The sequence below is a fragment of the Streptomyces sp. NPDC054783 genome, assembly GCF_053611725.1.
This window is the reverse complement of record NZ_JBSHAY010000001.1, coordinates 174,912-200,548: the sequence shown is the minus strand read 5'-3', so window position 1 is coordinate 200,548 and position 25,637 is coordinate 174,912. Positions and strand designations below refer to the sequence as shown.

The window sequence follows — 25,637 nt, the reverse complement described above, 5'->3', positions numbered from 1 at the left end:
GGGCCCGCCGGACCAGGGCCGCTCGCGGCGGGGACACCCTGGACGGCCCCACGGTCGCGCCGCCGGGTTCACGCGGTCGGCCGCGGGGCTCGGTGGTGCTGCCGCCGGTAGGTCCACAACCGGTCGACAAGAGTGAAGCCGAAGGAGCCGAAGAGCCGGGCGGCGGCTTCGTTCTCCGGGCTACGGGGCGGGACGTCGTCGATGACGAGGGCGACCTCGCTGGCGCCCTGTTCGGCCAGCAGGGCCAGGGCCTGACCGAGAAGCCTGCGGCCAAGGCCCCGGCCACGGTGGGTGGAACGGGTCTCGATCCAGTACACGGTCGCGGTGCGGCCGGGTCCGGCACCGACCACCGCCTCCGCGACCGGCTCGGCCCCGTCACGGATGATCAGCCGGTGTCCCGGGGGGACTTCGCAGGGGAAGACGTCGGCGACCAGCTTGGCGGGCCACGGCTCCCCCGGTAGCGCGCAGTACAGGTAGGCACCCTGGCAACGGCCGGTGAATCCGGCCTCCACCAGAGCGTCATGGGTGGCGGCGCGGCGGACGCGGGGCAGGCCGCCCGGCCCCAGAGGACCCGGCGGGGCGCCCACGAACGCGTCGATCTTCGGGCAGTGGGCGAGTTCGGCGCACGCATGGCCGAGAAGGGTGCGCAGCACGGGCGGATCCTCGCGGCCGTACGCCCAGCAGATCACGCCCGTGCGGACATCCGTCCAGGACACGTACGCGACGACACCGCGGGGGCGCTCATCCGCGTCGGCCAGGACGCCGATGCCCGGCCGGGCCGACGTGGCCCAGCCGGCCAGGGCAGGCGGACCGCGCCGCGCGGCAGCCAGCTGTTCCGGCGTGCAGCGCTGCTGGCCCGGCAGCCGGTCCGCGTCGACCAGCTCTTGCACCCCTGGCTGGTCCTCGGGGCGATACGGACGCATGGTCGCGCCGTTGTCGGGGTTGGGTGAAGAGGCCATGGTGTCGGGTCCGCACAGGTGCTGACGTTCTTACCGCCTACGTTCGTTCCTACCCGCTACATCCCAGCGTCCTCCGATCCGTCGCCGATGTCACGGGCGGGCGGAGTCGATGTCCCGGACGATGCGGAGATCATGCGGCGGCCACGGCCTGGCCGGCGGCGGTCAGCAGTGAGCGCATCTGATCGATGACCGGCTGATGCAGGGGGAGGGTCAGATGTCCGACACCGGGCACGAGTACGTTGCGGGCCTTGAGGTGGGGATGGTCGATGCGGCCCCTGGCGGCCGGCACGACGGCCTCGTCCAGGTCGCTGTAGAAGGCCACGAACCGGGTACGGCATCGGGTGGCGGGGCCGGCGAGCTCTGTCAGCACGTCGCTGCCCGGCCGCAGCTGGCGCAGCAGCGGATGGGGCGGAGCCAGCAGGGCCGTCGCGGTCCCGGAGTGCGGGGTCGCCAGGGTGATGAGCAGGGGCACGCACCGGTCCCCGCCGAGGCGCTGCACGTAGTAGCGGGCGATCAACCCGCCCAGGCTGTATCCGATCAGGACCACGGGCCGGGCAGCACTGCGGGCATGGACCATCTCCACCTGGTCGCCGAGAACCCGGGCCGCCGTGCGGATGTCCGGGCTGAGCGCGTTGTAGCTGACCGTGACGAAGGGGCCTGCGCCGCAGCCGTCCAGGCCGCGTCGCAGAGAGGAGGTGACCCACTCCCGGTCGGCCAGGCCGTGGACCAGCAGTACCGGGATCGTCGCGTCGGCCGCCGATGGCCTGCTCCACTCCGCCGACGGCGCGGGCCGGGTATGACCGATCCATCCGGTCAGCTGGCCCACGCCCTCCACGGCGATGTCGACCGGCAGCCTGACCAGGCGTACCGCCGCCCGGCCGGCCTCGGCACCGAGACCGTGCACCGGCGAGAGCCCCGGCACCGACAGTTGCGTCCTGAAGGGAGTGCCCGTAGCGCTCACCTCCCGATGTACGCCCCCGTTGTGCTCCATCTATTCCCCATGTTCCCCCAAAACGTTGCACGCGCCTCTCTGATTCCCTTCCGCCACCCTGGCTCCACCGTCGATGCCGGTCCGGAGAGCGGGGCCGTGGCGGAGGAGGTCCGCCCGGCTCCGACTCGATCCTCCCGGCGCGGCTGTGCTGGTCGCGGACGGCTGAGGCACCGGATCGGGTCGGCATCGGGTCAGGTCGGCATCGGGTCGGGTCGGCATCGGGTCGGGTCGGCATCGGGTCGGGTCGGCATCGGGTCGGGTCGGCATCGGGTCGGGTCGGCATCGGGTCGGGTCGGCGTGCCACCTCGCCGGGCGCGGAGCTGGGCCGCGTGCGGTTCGACATCGTGCTCCGGTGCCAGTGAGGGCCTCGGTGTCGCAGGAGGTTCCCACCGGCCGCAGAAACAGGGGCCAACCACCGCCGCGTCGCCGACACCTTCGCAGCCGATGACGGCCACGGGTCGTCGGGAGTGACCGAGACGATCGTGATCCCCGATCCGGTACCGGGGGAGGCCTCACCCCCGCACGTGGAAGCCGCCCCGCCCGTCGAACCGCACCTCCCGGACCTCGTCGAATCCGTCCGCCGGCGATGGCTTGCGCAGCCGCTTCAGTGTGGCGAGAACGCCGACGTCCGGGACGCGCTCACGGCCCTCACGTGCGGCGTTGCGTCGCAGCGAGCCGGTCGCGTCCGGCGGGAACCAGTACGCCGTGACCGTCGCCCCGTGCAAGTGGGCCAGCTCCACCAGCGGGCCCCACTCCTGTGGCGACGGGTTGGTGTTGTCGACCGCCACCGGCCGCCCCGCCGCAAGGTGCTCCTCCACCAGTCGCAGCTGCCGCCGCTGCTTGTTCTTGGCGCCCCGCGGAAACAGGTCCTTGCTGACCAGCGCGTACTGGCCGGACAGGCACCGTGTGTAGAAGGTGGACTTTCCGGAAGCCTGCAGCCCGACCAGGACGGCCACGTCTACGTCGATCGCCATGACCGCCACGATGACATGTGAGAACCAGCGCCCGACAGCCCACCCGCAGTGTCGGGGATCTCGCCCGGGGTACGCGTCGTGGTCCGAGCGCACAGCCCGGATTCGTACGAGGGGAGCGAACCGTCATGCCCCGTCCTGCCGGTGATCGGCGCGCGCCCGGCAGACAGCCGGGGACACAGCCGCCGACAGGCCGGTCGCCGTTGCACCTGCCGCACCCGTCGCGGAAGGCGGTCCGGCGTCCGGGCTGGGGAATGGCGATGGGAGCGCTGTCCGTGTCGGCCTCGGCCGTCCTGCTCGGCCTGGCGCACACCGCGCCCGGAACGGCCTCGTTCTACCGGTGTGTCCTGGCACTGCCCGCCCTGGCGGTGCTGGCCGGTGCGGAGCATCGGCGTGAGGGTGCCCCGCCGCGTCGGCGGTACGGGCTCGCGTTCGCGGCGGGCGTGCTGTTCGCCGGGGACATGCTGCTGTGGACGCAGGCCATCGGAGAGGTGGGCGCCGGGCTGTCGACGGTCCTGGTGAACGTGCAGGTGGTTCTGGTGCCGTTGATCGCCTGGGCGGTCGACCGGGAGCCCGTGCCCGCTCGCTTCCTGAAGTGGCTGCCGCTGCTGCTCCTGGGCGTCGTGCTCACCGGCGGCGTGCTGGACCGGCGCGTGTCGGTCGGCACCGACCCGCGCTGGGGCACCGTGCACGCCGTACTGGCGGCCGTGTGCTACTCCGGGTTCCTGTACCTGCTGCGTCGCGGCGGCCACCGCGGGCAGGTGCGGCAGACGTACGCGGTGGTCATCGCCTCGGCCGCGGTGGTGTCGTTCCTCGCCGGACTGGCGTGGTACGGGTTCGACATCGCGCCCGGCCTGCGGGTGCTGGGCTGGCTGCTGGCGGTGGCGGTCTGCAGCCAGGTCGTGGGCTGGCTGCTGGTCGCGACCGCCTCGCCGAAACTGGCCAGTCACGTCGGCGCGGTCCTGCTTCTGCTCACACCGGTGGGCGCGGTGGCGCTGAGCGCCGTGGTCCTGGGCGAACGCCCCGCTCCGCTGCAACTCGCCGGGTGCGGACTGATCGTCATCAGCGCCTACTTCACCACCGCCCGCAGGCCCCCGGCGGCAAACGACCGGGGCGGGAGCGGGAGGGCGACACGGCGGCCGGGCGGCTACCGCTCGGAGGACGCCCACGCCGCCCCGCGCCACCCCGGGCGGCGTACGGACGCAGGGGGCTGAACACCGTATCCGTCCGCCGCTGGTTCCGACACCTCACATGGTCCGGGGCAGGGCGCACCATCCTGCAGTGCTGGGTGACGCGGTGCTGGTCGGACCGCACGCCCATGTCGACGGGGCACGTCCATGCGCACCGTCATGGCCCGCCAGGCCGACTTCCACGGAGCGCACCGGGACGACCCCTCTCCGGCTGACCGGTCCCGCCGCGGCCCCTGGTCCCGCGCGCCGAGTGACCAGGTATCTCGGCGATCGGGGCCCCGGAATGACCGCGTTCCCCAGGGGTACGCAGCCGGGGTGGCCGGTGCCGCTGTGAGTCTGTTGCGGCGTACGGTGCCCCGGGCCGGGAAGGGCGGCTCGCCGCGCACCGTACTGGTCGTGATGTGTGCGGGCTACTTTCTGGTACTGCTCGACGTGACCATCGTGAACGTCGCGCTGCCGCGGATCGGTTCCGGGCTCGGCGCCGACGTGAGCGGCCTGCAGTGGGTGGTCGACGGCTATGCGCTGGCGCTGGCGTCGCTGATGCTGACCGCCGGCACGCTGGGCGATCTGCACGGCCACAAACGGATCGTGCTGATCGGGCTGATCGTCTTCGGGGCGGGCTCGCTCGCCTGCGGTCTGGCCCCCGGCGTCGCGGTGCTGGTCGCCGCCCGCGTCGTGCAGGGAATCGGGGCCGCGCTGCTGCTGCCCGGCACGCTGGCGATCATCAGTGACGCCTTCCCCGAGGGGGCCGGGCAGGCGAAGGCGATCGGTGTGTGGGCGGGCATCGGCAGCCTCGCCCTGCCCGCGGGGCCGCTGCTGGGCGGGGCTCTGGTCGACGGCTTCGGCTGGCGTGCGATCTTCCTCCTCAACGTGCCGATCGTGCTCCTGGCCCTGGCCTGGGCCGGGGCGATCGTCCGGGAGAGCAGGGAGCCGCAGGCCAGGGGTCTGGACCTGCCCGGGTTGCTGCTGGGGAGCCTGCTGTTGCCGGCGACGACGTTCGCGTTCATCCAGGGCGGGCGCTCCGGCGGCGGGTCGGCGCCGGTCGTCGCGACCGCGGTGGTGTCCCTGGCGGCGCTCGTCGCGCTCGTCCCGGTCGAGCGGCGCCGCGGGGACGAGGCCATGCTGCCGCCGGCGCTGTTCCGGCGCGCGGGATTCAGCGTGGCGAACGCGGCGGCCGGGACGATGAACCTGTGCACCCTCGGCACGCTGTTCGTCCTGATGCTGTTCCTGCAGTCGCTCCAGCACCGCCCACCTCTCGAAGCGGGCCTGGCGATCGTCCCGCTGTTCGCGCCGCTGGCCGTGCTGGCACCGTTCGGCGGGCGGCTGACCGGCTGGATCGGGGCCCGCCTGCCGGCCGGTGCCGGGCTGCTCATCGCCGGGGCGGGGCTGGCGCTGCTGACCCGGGTGACGCCGTCGTCGGGCTACGGCGCCCTGCTGCCCGCGTTCCTGCTGTGGGGCATCGGACTGGGCCTGCTGACCCCCGCTGTCGTCGCCGCGGCCATCGCCTCCGTGCCCGGCGAACGCTCCGGACTCGCCTCGGCCATCAACAACACGGCGCGCCAGGCCGGCGGCGCCATCGGCATCGCGGTGGCCGGTGCCGTCGCCGGCCCGCCCGGCAGCGGCGCGCACTTCGTGCACGGCTTCCACACCGTCGTCCTGGGCTCGGCACTGCTCTATGTCGTCGCCGCCGTCCTCGCGTTCCGCCTGCTGCCCGGTCACCTGCCTCCCCGGGCGGGCCACGGCCGGCGGCCCGCTGACCGGCGGACGCGGCGGTCACGCCGTCGACGAACGGGCCGCGGAACGGACAAGTGAAGGAGCGCCATGCCTGACCCGGCCGGATACACCTAAGGCAGCGACGACGTGGCCCCTTTCCCCCGCCTCCCTCGCCGAACTCGACGAACCGCGCGGGGCCGTGGGCCTGGCCCGGGAGGACGAGCGCTACCTGCGCCTGGCGGCCGAGGTCCTCTCCCCCCAGGCCGAAGCGATGGTGGCCGCCTGGCGTGCGCTCATCGCGGCCCGTACGACCGGACCTGGCTGGACCACCAGCACGAGATCGGCCCGCGCCACACGCGCATGGCGACGAACCGCACCGACGGCGCGGACACCCCCGACCACATACCCCTGCGCCATCTGCCGGCCTTCACCGCCCCGGTCATCCTCCACGTCACCCTGTGGGCTCGCGCCTGCACGGGGCCCGATGACTGGTGACCCGCGACGATGGCCGACGGCGGCTCGCCGACTACGGCTCTTTGGTGAACGGCACCACGGTGAGGCCCCGATGGACACGTGATCGCCGAACTCGTCGAGGACAACGGTCATTTCTGGGACGGTGGCGTGGGCGCGGAAGGGACCGACCAGCCGTACGCGTGGCACGTCAACCACGGGCCCGAGGTCTTTGTCGTCCTCGACGGTGCTGTCGACATGTACTACCGCGTGGACGGCGTCGAACGCGTCGAGCGGCTGGTGCCCGGCCGCGTGTGCTGCGTCGAGCCCGGAGACGCCCACGTGGCTCACCCGAGGCCGCAGGCCCGCGTCCTTGTCGTCGAACGCAAGGACAGCCCCTGACCGAACTCAGCCATTCTGTCCGGCCGGTTCACGGACCCTCTGACAGCCGCCGCCGCAATATCCGGCGTCGGCGATCAGCGGCAGCGCACCTCCGGGTCAGGTGGCGTGGTGACTGAGTACCGCGTGGGGGTCGCCGCTGTCGGCAGTGGGGTGCGGGTCAGTGTGTACGGTGGCGGCGGTCAGCCGGGGCACCGCATGGATCAGGGCGTGTTCGGCTTCGACAGCGATGGCGTGGGCCCGGGCGACACTCAGCCGCGGGTCGACGACGATGTCGGTCTCGGCGCGCAGGGAGTGGCCGATCCAGCGCATCCGCACCGAGCCGACATGCTCGACGCCCTCGACGGTGCGCAGAACCCGCTCGGCGCGGTCGACCAGGGCGGGGTCGACGGAGTCCATCAGGCGCCGGTAGACCTCGCGGGCGGCATCCTTGAGCACCATGAGGATCGCGGCCGTGATCAGCAGCCCGACGGCCGGGTCGGCCCAGCGCAGGCCGAGAGCGGCGCCGCCGGCCCCGAGGAGGACGGCGAGGGAGGTGAAGCCGTCGGTACGGGCGTGCAGACCGTCGGCGACCAGCGCGGCGGAGCCGATCTTGCGGCCGGTGCGGATGCGGTAGCGGGCCACCCACTCGTTGCCGACGAAGCCGGCCAGCGCGGCGAGGGCGACGGCCCACAGGTGGCTGACGTCGCGGGGGTGCAGCAGGCGGTCGACGGCCTCGTAGGCGGCCAGCGCCGAAGAGGCCGTGATGGTCAGCACGATGGCGATGCCGGCCAGGTCCTCGGCGCGACCGTATCCGTACGTGTAGCGGCGATTGGCCACCCGCCGCCCGATGACGAACGCGATACCGAGAGGTACGGCGGTGAGCGCGTCGGCGGCGTTGTGGATGGTGTCGCCCAGCAGTGCGACCGACCCGGATACGGCCACGATCATCGCCTGGACCACGGTGGTCGCCCCGAGGATGCCGAGCGACAGCCACAGCGTGCGCATCCCCTCACGGGAGGTCTCCATCGCGGAGTCGACCTTGTCCATGGCCTCGTGGCTGTGCGGAGTGACCAGGTGAGCCAGTTGGTGCCGCACCTTCGGCCACCGCCCGCTTCCGTGCGGGTGTTCATGGCCATGACGATCATGGCCATGGCCACCGTGGTGGTGCCCGTGACCGTGGTGGCTGTCGGCGTGAGCGTGCCGGTGCCCGGGCGGCTCATTGGTGTGGGTCTGCTCGTTCACGGTGCACCTTTCGCGGACGGCGGGCTGGTCGGAGGTGGACGCCGGTACTGCTGCTCCCCCATTATGTGCACATGAACGCACGCATGCATCTATCAGGTGCGCACCCCTCGCAACAAGTGGACGATGGCGAACGCCTCGCCGCAGCCGTGGAGGTCCTCGGCCTGCTGGCCGACCGCACCCGCCTGGCTCTGCTGCGGCGGCTCGGCGAGGGGGAGGCCGACGTCACGACGCTGACCGGGGCGACCGACGCCACACGGACGTCGGTCAGCCAGCATCTGGCCCGGCTGCGCCTGGCCGGACTCGTGACCACCCGCAAGGAGGGGCGCCGGGTCGTGTACGCCCTGCGGCACGGACATCTGCGCCGCCTGGTCGACGAGGCACTGAACATCGCCGACCACCAGATCGGCCATCTCCCGCCTCACGACTGACGCTCCGCACCGCAGGGGGCGTCGCGTGGAATGTCAGGTGTGGACACAAGACGGGCCCCGTATCCTTCGGGCAGGCGAGCAGACTGCTGGGGGGGAGGCGGGTTCCGTGGCGGGTGACCGGACCACCACCGTGAACGTCGCCGGTCAGGCCGATGCCGGGCGCGGGCGCACGGACGCGGTGGCGCGCTCCTTCCGGCCGCTGCCACATCCGATACGGCGACCACCGCACCGCACCCTGGACCAGTGCCGCCGCACACCCGAAGCACCGGGCCGCGCTTCGTGAGCGCGGCAGCGGACGCCGCCCCGGCCGCCGAGCCCACCCGGCGGCTGTTGCTCGAGTACGTGCGGCCGCACCGCGGGATGCTGCTGCTGGGTGCCGTGCTGTCGCTGATCACCGGGGGCACCGGGCTCGCCCTTCCCCTGGTGACCCGCTCCCTCATCGGTGCCCTCGCGGACCACCGCTCCGTCACCGGGGCGCTGCTCGGTATGTCGGTGCTGGTGGTGACCAACGCGGCGCTCGGCGCGCTGGGTTCCTACGTACTGCGGCGCACCGCCGAGTCGGTGGTGCTCGGCGCGCGGCGCACCCTGTCGTCGTATCTGCTGCGGCTGCGCGTCAGCGCGGTGGACCGCACCGAGCCGGGCGACCTGATGGCCCGCGTCACCTCCGACACCACGCTGCTGCGCGAGGTCACCACCGAGTCGCTGGTGGGCCTCGGCACCGGCGGGCTCACCCTGGTCGCCACGCTGGTGATGATGGGTGTCGTCGACCCCGTGCTGCTCGGCGTGACCATCGGCGTGCTGGGCGGGGCGGGCACGGTGATCGGGGTGATCGTGCCCCGCATCAACCGCGCCAGCCGGCAGGCGCAGGACGCGGTCGGGGCGATGGGCGCCTCGCTGGAGCGCGTCCTCGGCGCGCTGCGCACCATCAAGGCGTCCGGTGCCGAGCACCGCGAGGAGCGGGCCGTCCACGACGCGGCGGAGCGGTCCTGGCGGGAGAGCGTGCGGGCGGCCAAGTGGTCGGCCGCGGCGGGCAACACGGCGGGGCTGGCCCTGCAGGTCGCCTTCATCACCGTACTCGCGGTGGGCGGCGCCCGGGTGGCCACCGGCGCCATCGGCGTCGGCACGCTGATCGCCTTCCTGCTGTACATCTTCTATCTGATGTCCCCGATCCAGGAGGTCGTCGGCGCCGTCACGCAGTACCAGGCGGGAGCGGCCGCACTGGCGCGGATCCAGGAGGCGCTGCGCCTGCCCGCCGAGCCTGCGGCCGAGCCCGCGCCGCTGCCCGAACCCGGTGCCCAGCCCGCCGCCGTCGTCTTCGACGACGTCCGCTTCCGCTACGCGGACGACCTGCCCTACGTCCACCACGGTGTGAGCTTCACGGTGCCCGCCCTCGGCATGACGGCCTTCGTGGGCCCGTCCGGCGCGGGCAAGACCACGCTCTTCTCGCTCATCGAGCGGTTCTACGACCCCTCGTCGGGCCGTGTCACCGTCGACGGCCGCGCCCTCGCCGACTGGCCCCTGCCCGAACTGCGGTCGGCCATCGGCTATGTCGAGCAGGACGCCCCGGTGCTGTCCGGTTCTTTGCGCGACAACCTGCTGCTCGGCAATCCGGGCGCGGACGAGGCGGAGCTGACCCGCGTGTTGAAGACCACCCGTCTCGACGGCCTCGTCGCCCGCCTCCCCAAGGGCCTGGACACGCTGGTAGGACACCGGGGCACCAAGCTGTCGGGCGGCGAACGCCAGCGTGTCGCCATCGCCCGTGCCCTGGTGCGCCGCCCCCGCCTGCTCCTCCTGGACGAGGCCACCAGCCAGTTGGACGCGGTCAACGAGGCCGCGCTGCGCGACACGGTCACCGAGGTCGCCCGCGCCACGACCGTGCTGGTGGTCGCGCACCGGCTGTCCACCGTCACGATGGCCGACCGGATCGTGGTCATGGACGCGGGCCGGGTCCGCGCCGTGGGCACCCACCGCGAACTCGTCGCCCACGACCCCCTCTACGCCGAGCTCGCCGCCACGCAGTTCCTCGCCTCCGGCTGAGGCAGAGGCGGGGATGCCGGATGCCCCTGCGGAGGCCGTGCCGTTTCAGGCTCCGGCGGCGGTCACCACGGCGTCCGTGGCGAAGCCGAGGAGCAGACCGAGGAGGACGCACCAGGTGGTGAGCGTCTTCAGATTGGCCTTGCGGGCTACGGCGAGCAGTTCGATGACGACGTAGAGGATGGAGCCGGCGGCCAGCCCCAGGAACGCGATGGAGAGGGTGTCGTTGACGAGGTGCTGGCCGACGAGGGTGCCCAGGAAGGTGGGCCCGCCGCCGATCAGGCCGAGCCAGAACAGGTTGGTCCAGGTGGGGCGTTCGCCCTCGGCGGCGAGCGGCGCGACGATGCCGAAGCCCTCGGTGGCGTTGTGCAGGCCGAAGCCGATGATGAGCAGCACGGCGAGGGAGAGTTCGCCCTTGGCGGCGGAGTTGCCGATGGCCAGGCCCTCGGCGAAGTTGTGCAGGCCGATGCCGGTCGCGATCATCAGGGCGAGGGAGGCCGCCTGGCTGCGGGTCTTCGGCGCCAGCTCCGTCGCCGCGGCGGCACCGGGACCGGCGGGACGCCCGGCGGCGGCTCGACGGCGGGCGGTCCAGGCGTCGTAGTACACCAAACCGGCGAGTCCGACCGTGAGTCCGGCGGCCAGGACGAGTCCGCCGGAGGCGACCGTCGCCCAGCGGTGTTCACTGAGCGCTTCGTCGACCGGTTCCCAGGCGTGGGTGAGCACGTCCCAGACGAGGAAGACGAGGATGCCGATGGCTACGGCGTTCAGCCCGGCCTTCAGGCGAGGCGTCGGGGTGCGCAGCCGGCCGAGCGGGAGGCCGAGGTAGATGGTGAGGCCCGCGATGGCGCCGAGCAGGGCGATGTTGCCGCTGGACATGGGGAGAACTCCGGGTCGTGCTCTGGTGGCGGCCTGTTGGGGGCGGGCTGCCTGGGGACGACCACAGCATAGGATTAGGTGAGCCTTACCTAATAGTTTCCTGTTGGCGCTTGGGTGAATCTTGACGGATCCGTTGTCGGTCGGTGTCCCTTTGCCGCCGGGCCGATGCGGGCGGCGGGTCTTCGTCCCCCCTCGTCCGACGCATCCCGTGAGCCGTCATTCGAGGCATCCCGTGAGCCGCTCGTAGGCGTGATGGGCGTCGCTGATCAGGTGCTCGGCCTCGGCGCGGGTGCCGCAGTCGATGACCTCGCCGACGGCCTGGCGCCGCAGGCGCGCCAGAACGGCGGCCCAGGCGTCGCCTTCGGCGTGCCACCGGGACAGGTCGTCCGTGTCGACGAGGTCGACGAAGGAAGGGTCCTCGGCCACGCACAGGAGCACGGGGGCGGCGGGCACGGCCTGTGCCCCGATGCGGTGCAGGACGCCCAGCGGCCAGGCGGGCACGGTGGTGCCGGCCAGGGCGGGTTCGGGCATCAGGACCAGGGCGTCCAGGGGCAACCCGTCCGCGTCGAGGGTGTCGGGGATTCGTCCGTGTCCGACCGGCCAGCCCGTTGAGGTCAGGCGGCCGGAGGCGCCGTCGTCGGACGTGCGGATCGTGGAGGAAGCGGTGGCGTCGATGTCGACGGTGATCCGGGGCATGGCCCTGACCTCCTCAGACGTGAGCACGGTCAGCGGGTAGAGGCCATCGGCACCGCGTCGGTGCGGTTGGCGGCGAGCCCCATCGCCGGATACGAGCAGTCTCCTGCCGGACGGCCGCCGCGGCAACCAGACGGGGCCCGGGCCCCCGAAGCCCTGCAGCCTGCCCGGCACCGGTGGCCGGCCCGGAACGGCTCGAGGAGCACACTGGAAGGGCACACCCCGTGAGGACGTGCCGATGATGGGGCTCACCGACGCAGACCTGCCGGAGGTCCAGAGGCACCCGGACCAGCTGCCGGTCTACGACCAATGGAGGACGACGTGGAGTTCTTGGTGACCGTGGAGATCCCCCAGGGTTCCCGCAACAAGTACGAGATGGACCACACGCTGCACCGCATCCGTCTGGACCGTCTGCTGTTCACCTCCACCAAGTACCCGGCGGACTACGGCTACATCGACGGCACCCTCGGCCGCGACGGCGACCCGCTCGACGCGCTCGTCCTGACCGGCGATCCCACCTTCCCCGGCTGCACCGTCGAGTGCCGGGCCGTCGGCATGTTCTGCATGACGGACGAACACGGCCCCGACGAGAAGGTGCTGTGCGTCCCCGCGCACGACCCGCGCTACGCGAACCTGCAGGACATCGGTGACATCTCCGAGTTCGACCGGCTGGAGATAACCCACTTCTTCGAGGTCTACAAGGACCTGGAACCCGGCAAGTCCGTCGAAGGCTCCCACTGGGAGGGCCGGGACGCGGCGTACGAGGAGATCGAGGCATCCCGGCAGCGCGCAGTCACGAGCGAACGGGCGTGAGCCGCCCCGGCCATGCACGACAGGGGTTGCCACGGCAACTCCCCCGCTTGTATCAGCGTCGGCTGCTCCTGGTGACCAGCAGCAACACCACCGCCAGGGCCTCGATGGCCACAACCACCGTGATCAGCAAGGGGATCGAGTAGCCGTACAGCCCGCCGGTCAGCGCGCCGCCGGCCAGACTCGCCGCACCGACCACGCCGGCGAACAGGCCGTACGCGGTCGCGCGTCGCCCGCCGGGCACCAGGTCCGCGACCGTGGCGCGCAGGGTGGACTCCTGGATGCCCATGGCCGCGCCCCAGACCAGCGACCCGACCACCGCGACGGCGAGCGTGCCGGTGAACGCCAGAGCCACCACGCCCGCCGTGAGGACGGGCAGGGCGATCAACACACGTGGGCCGTGCCGGTCGTACAGCCATCCGGTGGCCAGCGCGGCGAGCGCGTCCACGGCCATCGCCGCCGCGTACAGCACCGGCACCCACGCGGTGGACAGCAGATGGCGCTGGACCAGGTGGTAGGAGAGCACGCCGAAGGTCGCGAACCCGCTCGTGGTCGCCGCGGTGAACGCGGCGTAGGTCCAGAACGCCCTCGGCAGTCGTCCGTTCTGCCCGTCCGGTGTCGTGGGTGCTGCGCCCGTCACCTCGCGTTCGTAGGCTTCCGGGTCCGGCACCCGGGCCCGCAGCCGGAACAGCAGCAGCAGTACGGCAATGCCGGGCACGGCGAGCACACCGAGCGCGGGTCCGTAGTCGTTCCCGGTCAGCGCGAGCACGCCCGCCACCAGCAACGGGCCGACGAGGGCGCCGACCTGGTCCAACGCCTCATGGACGGCGAAGCCGCGGCCCCGCCCGGTGGCGGCGGTGGCGTGCGACAGCAGGGTGTCCTTCGCCGGTGAGCGCACCGCCTTGCCGACCCGCTCGGCGATCACCAGCGCGCACGCGGCCCACAGCACCCCGGTGACGCCGAGCAGCGGGACGGAGACGACCGTCAGGGCGTACCCGGCGATCGCCAGGCCCCAGAAGCGGCGAGTGCGGTCGGCCAGCGGGCCGGAGACCAGCCGCAGCCCCAGCGCCGCCGCCTCACCTGCGCCGGTGACCACGCCGACGACGAGGGCGGACGCGCCCAGCGAGGCGAGCAGCGGGCCGGTGATCGAACGGGCGCCCTCGTACACGAAATCGGCGAGCAGACTGATCGTGCCGAACCAGACCACGAACCGCCACGGCCCCATCCGCAGCGACGACCGGTCCGCCTCCCGCTCTCCCACAGCGCCTCCGCAACCGACACTCCGACGAACGCCGTCCCCGGGCCGGTCATCACGCCGACGCCGCGTACGTCGCCAACGTACTCAACGCGCCCAGGACTCCGGTACCGGAGAACTGCCGCACGAGCCGACGCGTCGCCCACACACCGGTGATCAGTCCCACGCACACGCGGATGACCGCGCGGCCGACGGCATCGATCCACCACATCGTCCACGGCAATCCACCCGCCGCGACCGACCGGCCGCCTGCGACGGCAACGGCCGTCTCCGCACCATCGACCCGACCACGTTCCGCGTCACCGGAACCGACCAGGTCGGCCAGGACACCGACGTCCTCGCCCACGACACTGCGGCCCGCCGCCTCTTCGTCGCCGCCGAATCCGGCTGGGTCACCGCCGCCGACGACCGCAACCGGCACCCGACCGTCACCGGCCGCGCGCGCCTGGCCGACGGCGCCCACGTCGTCGCCGTCGAGTCCACCACCCACCGCAGCTACTACCCCGCCCCCGGCTCCGACGGCCATCCGGCCCTGCTCGTCCACGGGCCGGCTGCGAGAATGCTCCGATGAGTGCCGAGACCGCCTACCACGGTGAGATGGGCGACCAGTTCGCCTCGCAGGCCACGGACAGCGCGTACAACGCGCATACGGATCGGCCGGCCATGCTGAGGCTTGCCGGTGATGTGACCGGACTTCGGGTCCTGGATCTCGGGTGCGGGGCCGGCCACTACGCCGCGGAACTCCTGGAACGGGGGGCTGCCCGGGTCGTCGGGGTCGACGGGAGCGAGAGCCTTCTGCACGCCGCGCGGGGGCGGCTCGGGGTCGACGCCGTCCTGCACCATCACGATCTGGAGGAGCCGCTGCCCTTTCTGGCGGACGAGTCGTTCGACCTGGTCGTCATGGCTCTCGTCTACCACCACATCGACGCGCGCGGACAACTGCTCGGCGAGATCCGGCGCGTCCTGCGGCCGGGTGGCACCCTGCTCGTGTCCACGACCCATCCGACCGGCGACTGGGGCTACTTCGGCGGCTCCTACTTCGCTCACGAACGCGTCGAGCTGCCCTTCGGCAACGGTTTCTCCCTCAGCTACTGGAGGATGACGCTGGAGCGGTTCCTCGGCGAGCTCTTGGGGGCCGGGCTAGTACTGGAGGCGCTGGAGGAGCCGCGGGCGCAGGAGGCGGCCCGGTCGGCCGATCCGCGTCGCTACGAGAAGACCCACCAACAGCCGCACTTCCTGGCCGTCAGGCTCCGTCGCCCATAAGGGGGCAGGCGGTTCCGAACCGGCTGGCCGGAGCAGGGGGGGAGGTGGGGCTGGGGCAACGGTCATGGCGAAGCCGCCCCGTCGAGGGTCGAAGCCGCCGGTGGCCGCCGCGGCCGTCAGCACCGGCCAGGACCTACGACGGATCGGGCGGCCGTGATCCGCGCTTGACCTTGCCCCCAGGGGCAGGGTTTACGCTGCCACGGGCCGCCGGGGGCGGGGGACGGCGGGCCCGACCATCAGCAACACGCCTGCCGAGCTGCCGATCCTGGAGTAAGTGTGTCCGACATGAACGCCGTAGCCCTGCGCGGCGCCACCCTCCACTACGACGACCTCGGGCCCTCGGCCGGGCTGCCGGTCCTGCTGATCCACGGGCACCCCTTCAACAGCACCCTGTGGGCACCCCAGGCCAAGGCACTGGCCGAAGCCGGGTACCGGGTCGTCACCCCAGATCTGCGTGGGTACGGCCGCAGCAGCGTCACCCCCGGCAAGGTCTTCCTCTCCGACTTCGCCGACGATCTCGCCGCGCTCCTCGACCACCTGGGCATCGGGCGGGCGGTGGTCGGCGGTGTGTCCATGGGCGGTCAGATCACCATGGAGTTCCGGCGCCGTCACCCGCAGCGGGTGCACGCCCTCGTGCTGTCCGACACCTCCGCCCCGGCCGAAACCGATGAGGGCAAGGCGTTCCGCAACCGGCTGGCCGACAGGCTCCTCGCCGAGGGGATGGACGGCTACGCAGGCGAGGTGATCGACAAGATGCTCGCCCCGTACAACGTCACCGCGATGCCGGATGTCGCGGAGCACGTCCTGGGCATGATGCGCGCAACCGACCCCCACGGCGCGGCGGCGGCACTGAGGGGACGCGCTGAACGACCGGACTACCGGGACACGTTGGCCGCCGTACGCGAGCCGGTCCTGATCGTCGTCGGCGCGGACGACGTCTACACGCCGGTCGCGGACGCCGAGACGATCCACCGTCTCGTCCCCCACGCAACCATGGTCGTCATCGAGAAGGCGGGGCATCTGCCCGGCGCCGAGCAGCCCGAGCGCTTCAACTCCGCCCTGCTTGACTTCCTGACCACACAGGTGGCCACCCAGGGGTGACGTGCGCACCGGGCCGACCTACTGCGCTCACGGGCCGAGTTCGAACGCGCCGGACGAGGGCTGCCTCCGCTCCCAGCCGGCCCGGTTCGGCCGGCGCTGCCGACCGGTCCGTCCCCGGGCACCGCGCAAGGGACTGACGCGCCGCCGACGGGCGGCAACGACACGTCCGCCCGAGCAGCGGCCCGACCACGGTCGACCAGCGACTGACCTCGGCCGATTGTGTCGGTGACGAGGAAACCGAGCGTGCCCCGAAAACAGTAGCCATGTACATAGTAGCCATGTACTGTATCCGCCATGAGCGAGGCTCCCGAAGGAGCCACACCCGGTTTCCTGGTGTGGCGGTTGTCCATGAAGTGGCGGGTCGCGGTGGACCGCGCCGTGGCCCCGCTGGGGCTGACCCACGCCCAGTACGCACTGGTCGCGTCGCTGTACGGCATGCACCGTTCCGGCCTGCGGCCCAGCCAGCGGCGCCTCGCCGATCACACCGGCCTGGAGGCGCTCTACGTCTCCAAGCTCGCCCGCGGCCTGGAGTCGGCCGGCCTGGTCGGGCGCACCCGGGATCCCGCCGACCCACGCGCCGTACAGCTCGAGCTCACCGAGCAGGGCCGTGAGGTCACCCGGAAGGCGATCGATGTCGTGCAGGGACTGCTGCGGCAGCTGCTGGCACCGCTCGGCGGTCTCGACGGTCCGCGCGCACGCGAGTTCACCCGGGAGCTGACGGTCCTGCTCGACACGCCCCTTGACCCGTTCGGCACCACCGATCACGAGACGGAGCAGTCATGACCACCACGGCACCCCTTGTCGGCCCTCGGACCATCGCCCTCGCCCACTACGCCGCGCGCGCCGTCCTGGAGCGCGTCCTGGCCCGCCACGGCACCACGTTCCAGCAGAACGTCACCCTGCGGCTCGCCGCCGTGGCGGATGCGCCGGTCGAGCGCGCCGCGCTGGTCGACGGCGTCACCGGCGCGTTGAAGGTCCGCGCGGCGGACGCTCACGGGACGATCGACGAGCTGATCGCCGCCGGGCTGCTCGTCGCGGCGGAGGGGTCCCGTCTCGACATCACCGACGCGGGCCGGGATCTGTACGCCAAGGCCTCGGCCGAGACGGCACCGGTGACAGCGCGGATCTACGCCGGCATCTCCGAGGAGGACCGCGCCGTGACCGGCCGCGTGCTGACCCTGATCAAGGAACGCGCCGACACGGAGCTGGCCGCCCTGGAGGCCCGACAGGGTTAGTGGAATATTGAACAAACGTGTTCCGTTGTGACCGTCGAAGGAGGTCACGAGTGGAGACGCAAGTGGAGACCACGTACTACGACCACGGCACACCGGCCGAGCGCTGGGAGCGTGCGCGGCAGTTCTTCGACGCCAAGGACTACGCAGGCGCGGCGCGGGTGCTGACCGGGCTGGTCGAGGAGGTGCCGGAGCAGACCGGACCCCGGCTGCTGCTGGCCCGCGCCTACTACCACTCGGCCCAACTGAGCCGCGCGGAAGCGCAGTTGCGGATCATCGTCGCGCATGACCCGGTGGAGCACTACGCCCGGCTGATGCTGGGCCGTACGCTCCAGCGGCAGGCCCGGCACGAGGAGGCGGAGCGGCATCTGCGGATCGCCTCGGCGCTCGCGGGCGACTTCCCGCGGGAGTGAGCCGCGGCCGTGGGCCGCAGTGGTGAGCCGCGGGGCGAGGGCCCGGTTCCCGTCGGGGGCCGGGCCCTCGGCATGTCTCAGGCGGACGGCCGTACCGTGCGTGTGACCACCCAGTGGTTCTTGCCCAGCCGCCGGGCACGGGTGAAGCCCCGGCTCTCGAACAGGGCGACCGCGAGGTGGTCCGAGGCGCTGCTGCACCCGGGCCGCGGCCACCCGCCCGTCCCCTCGCACAGCGCGCCCGGAAGCCGGCCCTCCCGCTCGCCCTGGACGCCGGAGTCGGCGCCGGCACGCCGGACCGGGCCACTTCGCGGGGCGTCCTGACCCGGTGTATCCGTGGGCGGCCAGGTGGCGTGGCATGCTGGCGCGATGGCCCCTCTCCATGATCACGCGCCGCTCGCCGAGCGGGTCGAGGAACTCCTCGCCGCCGGCGGCCCCTTGCCCATCGTCGCCGCCGGGCAGCCGGTGCTGCGGCGCGGGACCGCCCCGTACGACGGTCAGCTCGGGCCCGCCCTGCTGGCCCGTTTCGTCGAGGCCCTGCGCGCCACCATGCACGCCGCGCCCGGCGTGGGCCTCGCCGCGCCGCAGGTCGGCGTGCCGCTCAGGATCGCGGTCATCGAGGATCCGGCGCCGGTGCCCGAGGAGGTCGCGGTGGCCCGGGGCCGGGTGCCGCAGCCGTTCCGTGTCCTGGTCAACCCGGTCTACGAGACGCTGGGCACCGCTCGTGCCGCGTTCTTCGAGGGCTGCCTGAGCGTGCCGGGCTGGCAGGCGGTGGTGGCCCGGCACGCCGAGGTACGGCTGCGCGCCGAGGACGAGCACGGGCGCGCGCTGGACGAGGTGTTCACCGGGTGGCCCGCCCGGATCGTCCAGCACGAGACGGACCACCTGGACGGCACCCTCTACCTGGACCGCGCCGAGCCGCGCTCACTGTCCACGAACGAGGCGGTCGCCGCGCTGTGGAACCGGCCGACACCCGAGGCGGCGGCCGAGGCGCTCGGCTTTGAACTGCCGTAACTCCCCTTGATGGGCGGTCACTTGTCCCGGAAGGCCTCCAGCAGTCGCAGCCACACCTCGCTCAGCGTGGGGTACGACGGGACGGCGTGCCACAGGCGGCTGACCGGGACCCGGCCGGCGACGGCGACGGTCGCCGAGTGGATGAGCTCGCCGATGCCGGGGCCGACGAAGGTGACGCCGCGCAGGATCTCGTCCTCCAGGTCGACCACCATGCGGGCGCGGCCCTTGTAGCCGTCGCCGTACAGGCCCGCGCCCGCGACGGCGGAGAACTCGACGTCGACGGCGCGGACGCGGTGGCCGGCCTGTTCGGCCTCGGCCAGGGAGAGGCCGACAGCCGCGGCCTCGGGATCGGTGAACACCACCTGGGGTACGGCGTGGTGGTCGGCGGTGGCCGTGTGCGTGCCCCAGGACTCGTCCTGCACGGCGGCGCCGGCGGCGCGGGCGGCGATGGCGGCGCCGGCGATACGGGCCTGGTACTTGCCCTGGTGGGTGAGGAGGGCGCGGTGGTTGACGTCGCCGACGGCGTACAGCCAGTCGGTGCCGGTGACGCGGAGGGTGTCGTCGACGTCCAGCCAGGAGCCGGGTTCCAGGCCGACGGTGTCGAGGCCGATGTCGCCGGTGTGCGGGATCCGGCCGGTGGCGAAGAGGATCTCGTCGGCCTCGATCCGGTCGCCGGCGGCGGTGACGGCCACGACCGTGCCGTCCTTCCGGGTGACGGACTCCACCGAGGTGCCGGTGCGGACGTCGGCGCCCCCCTCGGTGAGCGCCTCGGCGACCAGTTCCCCGGCGAACGGCTCCATGCGGTTCAGCAGCCCCTTGCCGCGTACCAGCAGGGTGACCCGGGAGCCGAGGGCCTGCCAGGCGGTGGCCATCTCGGTGGCGACGACACCGCCGCCGACGACGATCAGCCGGGCCGGGGCGGCCTTGGCGCTGGTGGCCTCGCGGCTGGTCCACGGTTTCACCTCGGCGAGGCCGGGCAGGTCGGGCAGCTGGGCGCGGGTGCCGGTGGCGACTGCGACGGCGTGCCGGGCGGTGAGGGTGGTGACCGTGCCGTCGGGGGCCGTCACGGTGACCGTGCGGGGGCCGGCGAGCCGCCCGTGGCCGCGGTACAGGTCGGCGCCGATGCCGTCGAGCCAGCCGACCTGGCCGTCGTCCTTCCAGTGGGAGGTGTACTCGTCCCGGCGGGCGAGCACGGCCGGGGTGTCGAGCGGGCCCTGGACCGCCTGGGTGAGACCGGGCAGCCGGCGGGCGTCCGCCTGGGCGATGACCGGCCGGAGCAGGGCCTTGCTGGGCATGCACGCCCAGTACGAGCACTCGCCGCCGACCAGTTCGCTCTCCACGACCGCGGTGGTCAGACCGGCCGCGCGGGTGCGGTCGGCGACGTTCTCCCCCACGGGCCCGGCCCCGAGCACCACGACGTCGTACGCGATGGATTCCGATTCCGTCGTTTCCGTCATGGGGTCAGTCTGGTGGGTGGTGTGCGCGAGGGCCACATGGGTACGTGCGCGGAACACAGACGTGCACGTGTGGAATAGGCGGTCCGACGGCCGTGTTTCCGCCGTCGGCACACCCCACACCAGGAAGAGGGACTGACGCCATGAGCAGCACCGTGGAGCTGACCAAGGACAACTTCGACCAGACGGTCACCGACAACGACTTCGTTCTGATCGACTTCTGGGCTGCCTGGTGCGGGCCGTGCCGTCAGTTCGCACCCGTGTACGAGAAGGCCGCCGTGGACAACCCGGACCTCGTCTTCGGCAAGGTGGACACCGAGGCCCAGCCGGAGCTGGCGCAGGCCTTCGGCATCCAGTCGATCCCGACGCTGATGATCGTGCGGGACAAGGTCGCCGTCTTCGCCCAGCCAGGTGCCCTGCCCGAGGCCGCGCTGACGGACCTCATCGGGCAGGCCCGGAAGCTGGACATGGACGAGGTCCGCAAGAGCATCGCGGCCCAGGAGGCCCAGGGGGGCACCGCCCAGTAGCCCCTGGAGCGGGTACGGCCGCGGCCCTAGAAGGGGTACGGCGCCACGTCGCCCCGTACGGTCGTCCAGCGCAGCTCGGTGAAGGCGTCCAGGTTGGCCTCGCCGCCGAAGCGGGCGCCGGTGCCGGACGCGGCGACGCCGCCGAAGGGGGCCACCGCCTCGTCGTTCACGGTCTGGTCGTTGACGTGGACGATGCCGGTGGGGATCCGCTCGGCCAGGTCGAGGGCCCGCGCGGTGTCCCGGCCGACGATGCCGAGGGAAAGGCCGTACGGGCTGTCCGCGGCGAGCGCGGCCGCCTCGTCGGCGGTGCCGAAGGAGCGGACCGGCGCGACCGGGCCGAAGACCTCCTCGGCGTAGGCCGGGGTGTCGTCGCCCGCGTCGGCCAGCACGGTCGGCCGGTAGAAGAGCTGTTCGTGACTGCCGCCCGCGGCGAGTTTCGCGCCGCGGGCGGTGCTCGTGCGCACCAGGCCGTCGATCTTGGCGAGTTGTCCCGCGTCGATGACCGGGCCGAGGTGGACCTGCTCACGGTGGGGATCGCCGACGGTCAGCGAGTCGGCCTTGGCGGCGAGCCGTTCGACGTACTCGTCGTAGAGCGAGGCGTGCACGAGATGGCGGCCGGTCGTCATGCAGATCTGGCCCTGGTGGAAGAACGAGCCCCAGGCGGCCGTGGAGATCACGGCGTCGAGGTCGGCGTCCTCCAGCACGATCAGGGCCGAGTTCCCGCCGAGTTCGAGGTGGGCCCGCTTCAGATGGCGGCCGGCCGCCTCGCCGACGGCGCGGCCCGCCGCGGTGGATCCGGTGAAGGAGATGACGGGGACGAGCCGGTCCTCGACCAGCGCCCGGCCCGTCTCCGCTCCCCCGGGCAGCACCTGCAGCAGGTCCTCGGGCAGGCCCGCGGCCGTGAAGACGGCGGCGAGGGCGAGGCCGCCGCAGACGGCCGTGCGCGGATCCGGCTTGAGGACCACGGCGTTGCCGAGCGCCAGGGCCGGCGCGACGGAGCGGATGGACAGGATCAGCGGTGCGTTGAACGGGGAGATCACGCCCACCACGCCGACCGGGCCCCGGCGGGTGTACGACAGCCGGGGCGCCTCGCTGGGCAGCACCTGGCCGGTCGGCCGGGAGGCCAGGGCGGCGGCCTCGTAGCACTCCTGGGCGGCCACATGGAGCTCGAAGTCCGCCTTGCCCGGGACGGATCCGGACTCGCGCACGAGCCACTCGCGCAACTCGTCGGCGTGCTCGGTGAACAGGTCCCCCGCCCTGCGCAGCACCCGGGCCCGCTGGAAGTGCGGCGTGCGGGCCCAGGCGGCCTGGGCGGCGCGGGCGACCTGGGCCGCGCGGCCGACGTCCTCGGGGGCGGCGAGGGTGACGGTGCCGAGCGCCTCGCCGGTGGCGGGCTCGGTGACGGTGTGGGCGGGTCCGGCAAGGCTGCGGTCCTGCCAGGTCTTCGGGTCGAGCAGCGGCATACGGCTCTCCGATCGATCGCCGGGCGGTACGGAACTCCCGCCTCGACGCTATTTGGTTGAGCGCGAAACTACATCGCGGTGACACTCCTCCGGAACCCCGTCACCACCGGGAGGTGTACCCCGTAGGCGTCGCCCGCGCTCCGGCTGCCACCGGGGTCCGCCGTCAGGTGGACTCGCGCTGGATCACCGAGGCGCCCAGGACCGTGTGCACCTCCGGCACGCCGCCGGGGTCGCGGACCGCCCGGTCGACCAGCTCGGCGAGGTCGCGGCCCGAGGGCAGTTCGATGTGCACCGTGCTGAGGCGAGGCCGCAGCAGCCGCCCGAGCATCAGGTCGTCGGCACCGATCACGGCCACATCCCCGGGGATGCGCACACCCGTGTCCTGCAGGGCGCGCATCAGGAGCATCGCGTACTCGTCGTTGTAGGCGAACACCGCGTCCAGTTCCGACTCCCGTACACACGCGGCCAGTTGCTCGGCCGACTCCTCCGTGTACGCGAGCGACAGTTCGGTGACGGCGGCGTCCGTGCCGTGCACCGCCTGGCGCACACCGGCGAACCGGGGCCGGGAGTACGCCTCCAGGCCGGACTCCTCGGGCACCACCACACCGATCCGGCGCCGGCCCCGGGCGTACAGATGGGCGCCCGCGCACGCACCGACGGCGTCGTGGTCCATGAGCAGGGCGTGCGCGCCGTCGACGCGTCCGGGGCCGAGGGTGAGCACGGCCCGGGCACCGGAGCGCTTGAGCACCCCGACGCCCTGCGGCCCGAGTCCCGCCCCGGGCACCAGGACGGCGACCGGCCGCAACTCCGCCCAGGCGCGGGCGGCTTCGTCACCCTTGAGGCCGACGGTGCCGTACTGCACGACGGTGTAGTCGAGCCGGCCGAGTTCCCACTGCAGCTCGTTGAGGAACCTGCTGTAGAGCGGGCCCACCGGGATCGCCGGGGCGGGCATGAGGACCATACGGCTGTGTCCGGCGCGCAGGCTGCGGGCGGCGGCGTGCGGGACGTACCCCAGTTCGCGCGCGGCCTCGCGCACGCGGCGGCGCGTCGGTTCGCTGATCCGGACGGCGCTGGTGTTGTTGAGGACGTAGGACACGGTCGCGCGCGAGACGCCCGCCAGGCGGGCCACATCGGCACTCGTGGGCGTGTTCGGTATCTGCACCATGACAGACCGCATCTTGGCAGAGGGGCGGGGGCCGGGAAGAGGCGGGGCGATGTGGTTCACCGTTCGACGAATTCAGCGCGGCGGTCTCCCGGGATCTCTTGGGTGAACCGCAGGCCGTGGCGAACACGTTCGTAACGTACTTGTTCGCGACGAACATGTTCGTTATCGTGGTGGCATGAGCACTGGACCCCGCTCCCGTCGCGAGCGCCCCGCCAAGCCCGCCCTGACCCGGGAGGGCATCGTCGCCGCCGCCGTCGCGATCCTGCGTGCGGAAGGGCTGCGCAAGGTGACCATGCGGCGGCTGGCACAGGAGCTCGACACCGGTCCGGCCTCGCTGTACGTCTACGTCCGCAACACCGACGAACTGCACGCGGCCGTCCTGGACGAGCTGCTCGGCACGGTCGCCCCGGCCCCGGCCGAGGGCGACTGGCGGGAGCGACTGGAGAAGGTGCTCACCGCCTACACCGCGATGCTCCTGCAGCATCCGAGCCTGGCCCGCTCGGCACTGACCGCATGGCCGAGCGGCCCGAACTACCTGCGGCTCATCGAGACCGTGCTGGACCTGCTCCGGTCGGGCGGCGTACCGCGCGAACAGGCCGCGTGGGGCGTCGACCTCCTGTTGCAGCACGCCGCGGCGACCGCCGCCGAGCACGCCGGCGAGGACTCCCAGGGCGACCGGCAGGCGCTGACCCGCGCCCTGCGCGGGGCGCCCGCCGACATCCATCCGCACATCGCCGCGAGCGCCGACGCGCTGCTCTCCGGCACCCCCGAGGCCCGCCTGTCCTGGGCCTTCCAGACCCTGATCAACGGCATCGAGCACACCGCCGTACCCCACTGACCCGCCAGGAGGCCCCATGACCAGCCACCGCCCTCACCACCCGATCGCCGTCGTCGGCGCCGGCCTCGGCGGGCTCACGCTCGCCCGTGTGCTGCACGTGCACGGCATCGAGGCCACCCTCTTCGACCTGGACCCCGCGCCGACCGCCCGGACCCAGGGCGGCATGCTCGACATACACGACGACTCCGGCCAGGAGGCGCTGCGGGCGGCCGGACTGCACGAGGACTTCCTGAAACGGGTCCACACCGGCGGCCAGGCCATGCGTGTCCTGGACCGGCACGCCGCCGTCCGGCTCACCGAGGACGACGACGGCTCCCGCGGCCGGCCCGAGATCGACCGCGGCGACCTGCGCGAGCTGCTGCTCGGCTCACTGCCCGAGGGCACGGTCCGCTGGGACGCCAAGGTCACCGGCGCGCGCCCGCTGGGCAGCGGCCGGCACGAGGTCACGCTCGCGGACGGTACCGGGTTCACCACGGACCTGCTGATCGGCGCGGACGGCGCGTGGTCCCGGATCCGTCCGCTGCTCTCCCCCGCCCGGCCCTCGTACACGGGCGTGTCCTTCGTGGAGGCCGACCTGTCGGAGGCGGATCTGCGCCATCCGGCGAGCGCGGCGGTCGTCGGCGGCGGGATGCTCTTCGCGCTCGGCGCGGGCCGGGGTTTCCTCGCGCACCGCGAGACCGACGGCAGTCTGCATGTGTACACGGCCGTCGAGGCGCCGGAGGACTGGCTGGACGGCATCGACTTCGGCGACACCGAGGCGGCGAAGGCGGCGGTGTTGAAGGAGTTCGACGGCTGGGACGAGAGCCTGCGGGCCCTGGTCGCCGACGCGGACGGGCCGCTGGTGCCCCGGATGATCCACGCGCTGCCGGTCGGTCACCGCTGGGACCGGGTGCCCGGGGTGACCCTGCTCGGGGACGCGGCTCACCTCATGTCGCCGTTCGCGGGCGAGGGCGCGAATCTTGCACTCCTCGACGGCGCCGAACTGGGCCTCGCACTGGCCGCGCACCCCGACGACACCGAGGCCGCGCTCACCACTTACGAAGACCGGATGTTCCGGCGCGCGGAGGTGTCCGCGGCGCAGTCCGCCCAGAACACCACGCTCCTGTTCCGTGCCGACGCGCCACAGGGCCTGCTCGACATGTTCACACCCCGGAGCGCCTGACGGGCGCTGAGCGGG

The 25,637-nt window shown here is 72.8% G+C and carries 27 protein-coding genes and 1 riboswitch; of the genes, 16 read left to right on the top strand and 11 right to left on the bottom strand.

The genetic code is table 11. The features are described 5' to 3' along the window. Positions 1–68: 68 nt before the first annotated feature. The 3 genes from ACWGJ5_RS00915 to ACWGJ5_RS00905 all read right to left on the bottom strand — a co-directional run bounded on the left by ACWGJ5_RS00915 (position 69) and on the right by ACWGJ5_RS00905 (position 2,924). Positions 69–959, bottom strand: coding sequence for a GNAT family N-acetyltransferase (locus ACWGJ5_RS00915; protein WP_453307663.1), 891 nt, complete (start codon positions 957–959; stop codon positions 69–71). A 130-nt stretch (positions 960–1,089) separates the two neighbouring features. After that, a complete protein-coding gene (locus ACWGJ5_RS00910) occupies positions 1,090–1,881 on the bottom strand; it encodes an esterase/lipase family protein (RefSeq protein WP_453307662.1) in 792 nt (263 codons plus the stop codon). Between the two features lie 581 nt (positions 1,882–2,462). Further along, positions 2,463–2,924 carry an AAA family ATPase gene (locus tag ACWGJ5_RS00905; protein WP_453307661.1) on the bottom strand — a complete coding sequence of 154 codons (462 nt, stop codon included), beginning with the start codon at positions 2,922–2,924 and terminating at the stop codon, positions 2,463–2,465. Positions 2,925–3,181: 257 nt separating this feature from the next. Here ACWGJ5_RS00905 and ACWGJ5_RS00900 point away from each other — a divergent pair, with 257 nt between their 5' ends. From ACWGJ5_RS00900 to ACWGJ5_RS00885, 4 genes are all read left to right on the top strand, one after another. Beyond that, positions 3,182–4,135: a DMT family transporter gene (locus tag ACWGJ5_RS00900; RefSeq protein WP_453307660.1), complete on the top strand. Its 954-nt coding sequence runs from the start codon at positions 3,182–3,184 to the stop codon at positions 4,133–4,135. Between the two features lie 291 nt (positions 4,136–4,426). Then, positions 4,427–5,923, top strand: coding sequence for an MFS transporter (locus ACWGJ5_RS00895; RefSeq protein WP_453307659.1), 1,497 nt, complete (start codon positions 4,427–4,429; stop codon positions 5,921–5,923). 261 nt (positions 5,924–6,184) lie between these two features. After that, positions 6,185–6,319, top strand: a complete 135-nt coding sequence (locus tag ACWGJ5_RS00890) for a hypothetical protein (RefSeq protein ID WP_453307658.1) — start codon at positions 6,185–6,187, stop codon at positions 6,317–6,319. A 78-nt stretch (positions 6,320–6,397) separates the two neighbouring features. After that, complete coding sequence (locus ACWGJ5_RS00885; protein WP_453307657.1) at positions 6,398–6,676, top strand: hypothetical protein; 279 nt, start codon at positions 6,398–6,400, stop codon at positions 6,674–6,676. 96 nt (positions 6,677–6,772) lie between these two features. Here the strand turns inward: ACWGJ5_RS00885 and ACWGJ5_RS00880 are convergent, their stop codons facing one another. Further along, positions 6,773–7,750: a cation diffusion facilitator family transporter gene (locus ACWGJ5_RS00880; RefSeq protein WP_453308244.1), complete on the bottom strand. Its 978-nt coding sequence runs from the start codon at positions 7,748–7,750 to the stop codon at positions 6,773–6,775. A 218-nt stretch (positions 7,751–7,968) separates the two neighbouring features. On the opposite strand from ACWGJ5_RS00880, the gene ACWGJ5_RS00875 reads away from it, so the two are divergent. Together ACWGJ5_RS00875 and ACWGJ5_RS00870 are read left to right on the top strand one after the other, a co-directional pair. Continuing rightward, on the top strand, positions 7,969–8,325 hold the full coding sequence (locus ACWGJ5_RS00875) for an ArsR/SmtB family transcription factor (protein ID WP_453307656.1): 357 nt from the start codon (positions 7,969–7,971) through the stop codon (positions 8,323–8,325). A gap of 279 nt (positions 8,326–8,604) precedes the next feature. Then, complete coding sequence (locus ACWGJ5_RS00870; RefSeq protein WP_453307655.1) at positions 8,605–10,362, top strand: ABC transporter ATP-binding protein; 1,758 nt, start codon at positions 8,605–8,607, stop codon at positions 10,360–10,362. A gap of 45 nt (positions 10,363–10,407) precedes the next feature. On the opposite strand, the gene ACWGJ5_RS00865 is transcribed toward ACWGJ5_RS00870, so the two are convergent. Continuing rightward, entirely contained in the window at positions 10,408–11,235 is an 828-nt protein-coding gene (locus ACWGJ5_RS00865) for a ZIP family metal transporter (RefSeq protein ID WP_453307654.1), read from the bottom strand. A 216-nt stretch (positions 11,236–11,451) separates the two neighbouring features. Then, positions 11,452–11,931 (bottom strand): inorganic diphosphatase, encoded by a 480-nt coding sequence (locus tag ACWGJ5_RS00860; protein ID WP_453307653.1) that lies wholly within the window; start codon positions 11,929–11,931, stop codon positions 11,452–11,454. Between the two features lie 30 nt (positions 11,932–11,961). Beyond that, positions 11,962–12,027: riboswitch (Fluoride riboswitch) on the bottom strand. Positions 12,028–12,249: 222 nt separating this feature from the next. Between ACWGJ5_RS00860 and ACWGJ5_RS00855 the strand changes: the two genes are divergently transcribed. Then, positions 12,250–12,741 (top strand): inorganic diphosphatase, encoded by a 492-nt coding sequence (locus ACWGJ5_RS00855; RefSeq protein ID WP_453307652.1) that lies wholly within the window; start codon positions 12,250–12,252, stop codon positions 12,739–12,741. A gap of 52 nt (positions 12,742–12,793) precedes the next feature. On the opposite strand, the gene ACWGJ5_RS00850 is transcribed toward ACWGJ5_RS00855, so the two are convergent. Together ACWGJ5_RS00850 and ACWGJ5_RS00845 are read right to left on the bottom strand one after the other, a co-directional pair. Then, positions 12,794–13,999: an MFS transporter gene (locus ACWGJ5_RS00850; protein WP_453307651.1), complete on the bottom strand. Its 1,206-nt coding sequence runs from the start codon at positions 13,997–13,999 to the stop codon at positions 12,794–12,796. Positions 14,000–14,048: 49 nt separating this feature from the next. Then, entirely contained in the window at positions 14,049–14,519 is a 471-nt protein-coding gene (locus tag ACWGJ5_RS00845; RefSeq protein WP_453307650.1) for a hypothetical protein, read from the bottom strand. Positions 14,520–14,560: 41 nt separating this feature from the next. On the opposite strand from ACWGJ5_RS00845, the gene ACWGJ5_RS00840 reads away from it, so the two are divergent. The 6 genes from ACWGJ5_RS00840 (at position 14,561) to ACWGJ5_RS00815 (ending at position 19,013) form a co-directional block, all read left to right on the top strand. Then, complete coding sequence (locus ACWGJ5_RS00840; RefSeq protein WP_453307649.1) at positions 14,561–15,256, top strand: class I SAM-dependent methyltransferase; 696 nt, start codon at positions 14,561–14,563, stop codon at positions 15,254–15,256. Between the two features lie 285 nt (positions 15,257–15,541). Then, complete coding sequence (locus ACWGJ5_RS00835) at positions 15,542–16,357, top strand: alpha/beta fold hydrolase (RefSeq protein ID WP_453307648.1); 816 nt, start codon at positions 15,542–15,544, stop codon at positions 16,355–16,357. Between the two features lie 294 nt (positions 16,358–16,651). After that, positions 16,652–17,140 (top strand): MarR family winged helix-turn-helix transcriptional regulator, encoded by a 489-nt coding sequence (locus ACWGJ5_RS00830; protein ID WP_453307647.1) that lies wholly within the window; start codon positions 16,652–16,654, stop codon positions 17,138–17,140. Continuing rightward, complete coding sequence (locus ACWGJ5_RS00825) at positions 17,137–17,592, top strand: MarR family transcriptional regulator (protein ID WP_453307646.1); 456 nt, start codon at positions 17,137–17,139, stop codon at positions 17,590–17,592. Before ACWGJ5_RS00830 ends, ACWGJ5_RS00825 begins: the two co-directional genes overlap by 4 nt. 62 nt (positions 17,593–17,654) lie before the next feature. Continuing rightward, entirely contained in the window at positions 17,655–18,002 is a 348-nt protein-coding gene (locus ACWGJ5_RS00820; RefSeq protein ID WP_453308243.1) for a tetratricopeptide repeat protein, read from the top strand. Positions 18,003–18,368: 366 nt separating this feature from the next. Next, complete coding sequence (locus ACWGJ5_RS00815) at positions 18,369–19,013, top strand: peptide deformylase (RefSeq protein ID WP_453307645.1); 645 nt, start codon at positions 18,369–18,371, stop codon at positions 19,011–19,013. Positions 19,014–19,030: 17 nt separating this feature from the next. Here the strand turns inward: ACWGJ5_RS00815 and ACWGJ5_RS00810 are convergent, their stop codons facing one another. Continuing rightward, positions 19,031–20,470 (bottom strand): dihydrolipoyl dehydrogenase family protein, encoded by a 1,440-nt coding sequence (locus tag ACWGJ5_RS00810; protein WP_453307644.1) that lies wholly within the window; start codon positions 20,468–20,470, stop codon positions 19,031–19,033. A gap of 140 nt (positions 20,471–20,610) precedes the next feature. Here ACWGJ5_RS00810 and trxA point away from each other — a divergent pair, with 140 nt between their 5' ends. Then, positions 20,611–20,994, top strand: a complete 384-nt coding sequence (gene trxA / locus ACWGJ5_RS00805) for a thioredoxin (RefSeq protein WP_228619675.1) — start codon at positions 20,611–20,613, stop codon at positions 20,992–20,994. A 26-nt stretch (positions 20,995–21,020) separates the two neighbouring features. Here trxA and ACWGJ5_RS00800 read toward each other — a convergent pair whose 3' ends face one another. Continuing rightward, positions 21,021–22,457 carry a benzaldehyde dehydrogenase gene (locus ACWGJ5_RS00800; protein WP_453307643.1) on the bottom strand — a complete coding sequence of 479 codons (1,437 nt, stop codon included), beginning with the start codon at positions 22,455–22,457 and terminating at the stop codon, positions 21,021–21,023. Between the two features lie 163 nt (positions 22,458–22,620). Further along, positions 22,621–23,622 (bottom strand): LacI family DNA-binding transcriptional regulator, encoded by a 1,002-nt coding sequence (locus tag ACWGJ5_RS00795; RefSeq protein ID WP_453307642.1) that lies wholly within the window; start codon positions 23,620–23,622, stop codon positions 22,621–22,623. Between the two features lie 175 nt (positions 23,623–23,797). Between ACWGJ5_RS00795 and ACWGJ5_RS00790 the strand changes: the two genes are divergently transcribed. After that, a complete protein-coding gene (locus ACWGJ5_RS00790) occupies positions 23,798–24,460 on the top strand; it encodes a TetR/AcrR family transcriptional regulator (protein ID WP_453307641.1) in 663 nt (220 codons plus the stop codon). 16 nt (positions 24,461–24,476) lie between these two features. Continuing rightward, positions 24,477–25,622, top strand: a complete 1,146-nt coding sequence (locus ACWGJ5_RS00785) for an FAD-dependent oxidoreductase (protein WP_453307640.1) — start codon at positions 24,477–24,479, stop codon at positions 25,620–25,622. The last annotated feature ends 15 nt before the right edge of the window (positions 25,623–25,637 follow it).

Bases quoted from the DNA above. Each gene is read 5' to 3' on its own strand.
- ACWGJ5_RS00915 (WP_453307663.1), bottom strand. From the start codon at position 959: ATGGCCTCTTCACCCAACCCCGACAACGGCGCGACCATGCGTCCGTAT.
- ACWGJ5_RS00905 (WP_453307661.1), bottom strand. From the start codon at position 2,924: ATGGCGATCGACGTAGACGTGGCCGTCCTGGTCGGGCTGCAGGCTTCC.
- ACWGJ5_RS00900 (WP_453307660.1), top strand. From the start codon at position 3,182: ATGGGAGCGCTGTCCGTGTCGGCCTCGGCCGTCCTGCTCGGCCTGGCG.
- ACWGJ5_RS00890 (WP_453307658.1), top strand. From the start codon at position 6,185: ATGGCGACGAACCGCACCGACGGCGCGGACACCCCCGACCACATACCC.
- ACWGJ5_RS00875 (WP_453307656.1), top strand. From the start codon at position 7,969: ATGAACGCACGCATGCATCTATCAGGTGCGCACCCCTCGCAACAAGTG.
- ACWGJ5_RS00865 (WP_453307654.1), bottom strand. From the start codon at position 11,235: ATGTCCAGCGGCAACATCGCCCTGCTCGGCGCCATCGCGGGCCTCACC.
- ACWGJ5_RS00860 (WP_453307653.1), bottom strand. From the start codon at position 11,931: ATGCCCCGGATCACCGTCGACATCGACGCCACCGCTTCCTCCACGATC.
- ACWGJ5_RS00845 (WP_453307650.1), bottom strand. From the start codon at position 14,519: ATGGCCGTCGGAGCCGGGGGCGGGGTAGTAGCTGCGGTGGGTGGTGGA.
- ACWGJ5_RS00840 (WP_453307649.1), top strand. From the start codon at position 14,561: ATGAGTGCCGAGACCGCCTACCACGGTGAGATGGGCGACCAGTTCGCC.
- ACWGJ5_RS00835 (WP_453307648.1), top strand. From the start codon at position 15,542: ATGAACGCCGTAGCCCTGCGCGGCGCCACCCTCCACTACGACGACCTC.
- ACWGJ5_RS00830 (WP_453307647.1), top strand. From the start codon at position 16,652: ATGAGCGAGGCTCCCGAAGGAGCCACACCCGGTTTCCTGGTGTGGCGG.
- ACWGJ5_RS00825 (WP_453307646.1), top strand. From the start codon at position 17,137: ATGACCACCACGGCACCCCTTGTCGGCCCTCGGACCATCGCCCTCGCC.
- ACWGJ5_RS00815 (WP_453307645.1), top strand. From the start codon at position 18,369: ATGGCCCCTCTCCATGATCACGCGCCGCTCGCCGAGCGGGTCGAGGAA.
- ACWGJ5_RS00810 (WP_453307644.1), bottom strand. From the start codon at position 20,470: ATGACGGAAACGACGGAATCGGAATCCATCGCGTACGACGTCGTGGTG.
- trxA (WP_228619675.1), top strand. From the start codon at position 20,611: ATGAGCAGCACCGTGGAGCTGACCAAGGACAACTTCGACCAGACGGTC.
- ACWGJ5_RS00800 (WP_453307643.1), bottom strand. From the start codon at position 22,457: ATGCCGCTGCTCGACCCGAAGACCTGGCAGGACCGCAGCCTTGCCGGA.
- ACWGJ5_RS00795 (WP_453307642.1), bottom strand. From the start codon at position 23,622: ATGGTGCAGATACCGAACACGCCCACGAGTGCCGATGTGGCCCGCCTG.
- ACWGJ5_RS00790 (WP_453307641.1), top strand. From the start codon at position 23,798: ATGAGCACTGGACCCCGCTCCCGTCGCGAGCGCCCCGCCAAGCCCGCC.
- ACWGJ5_RS00785 (WP_453307640.1), top strand. From the start codon at position 24,477: ATGACCAGCCACCGCCCTCACCACCCGATCGCCGTCGTCGGCGCCGGC.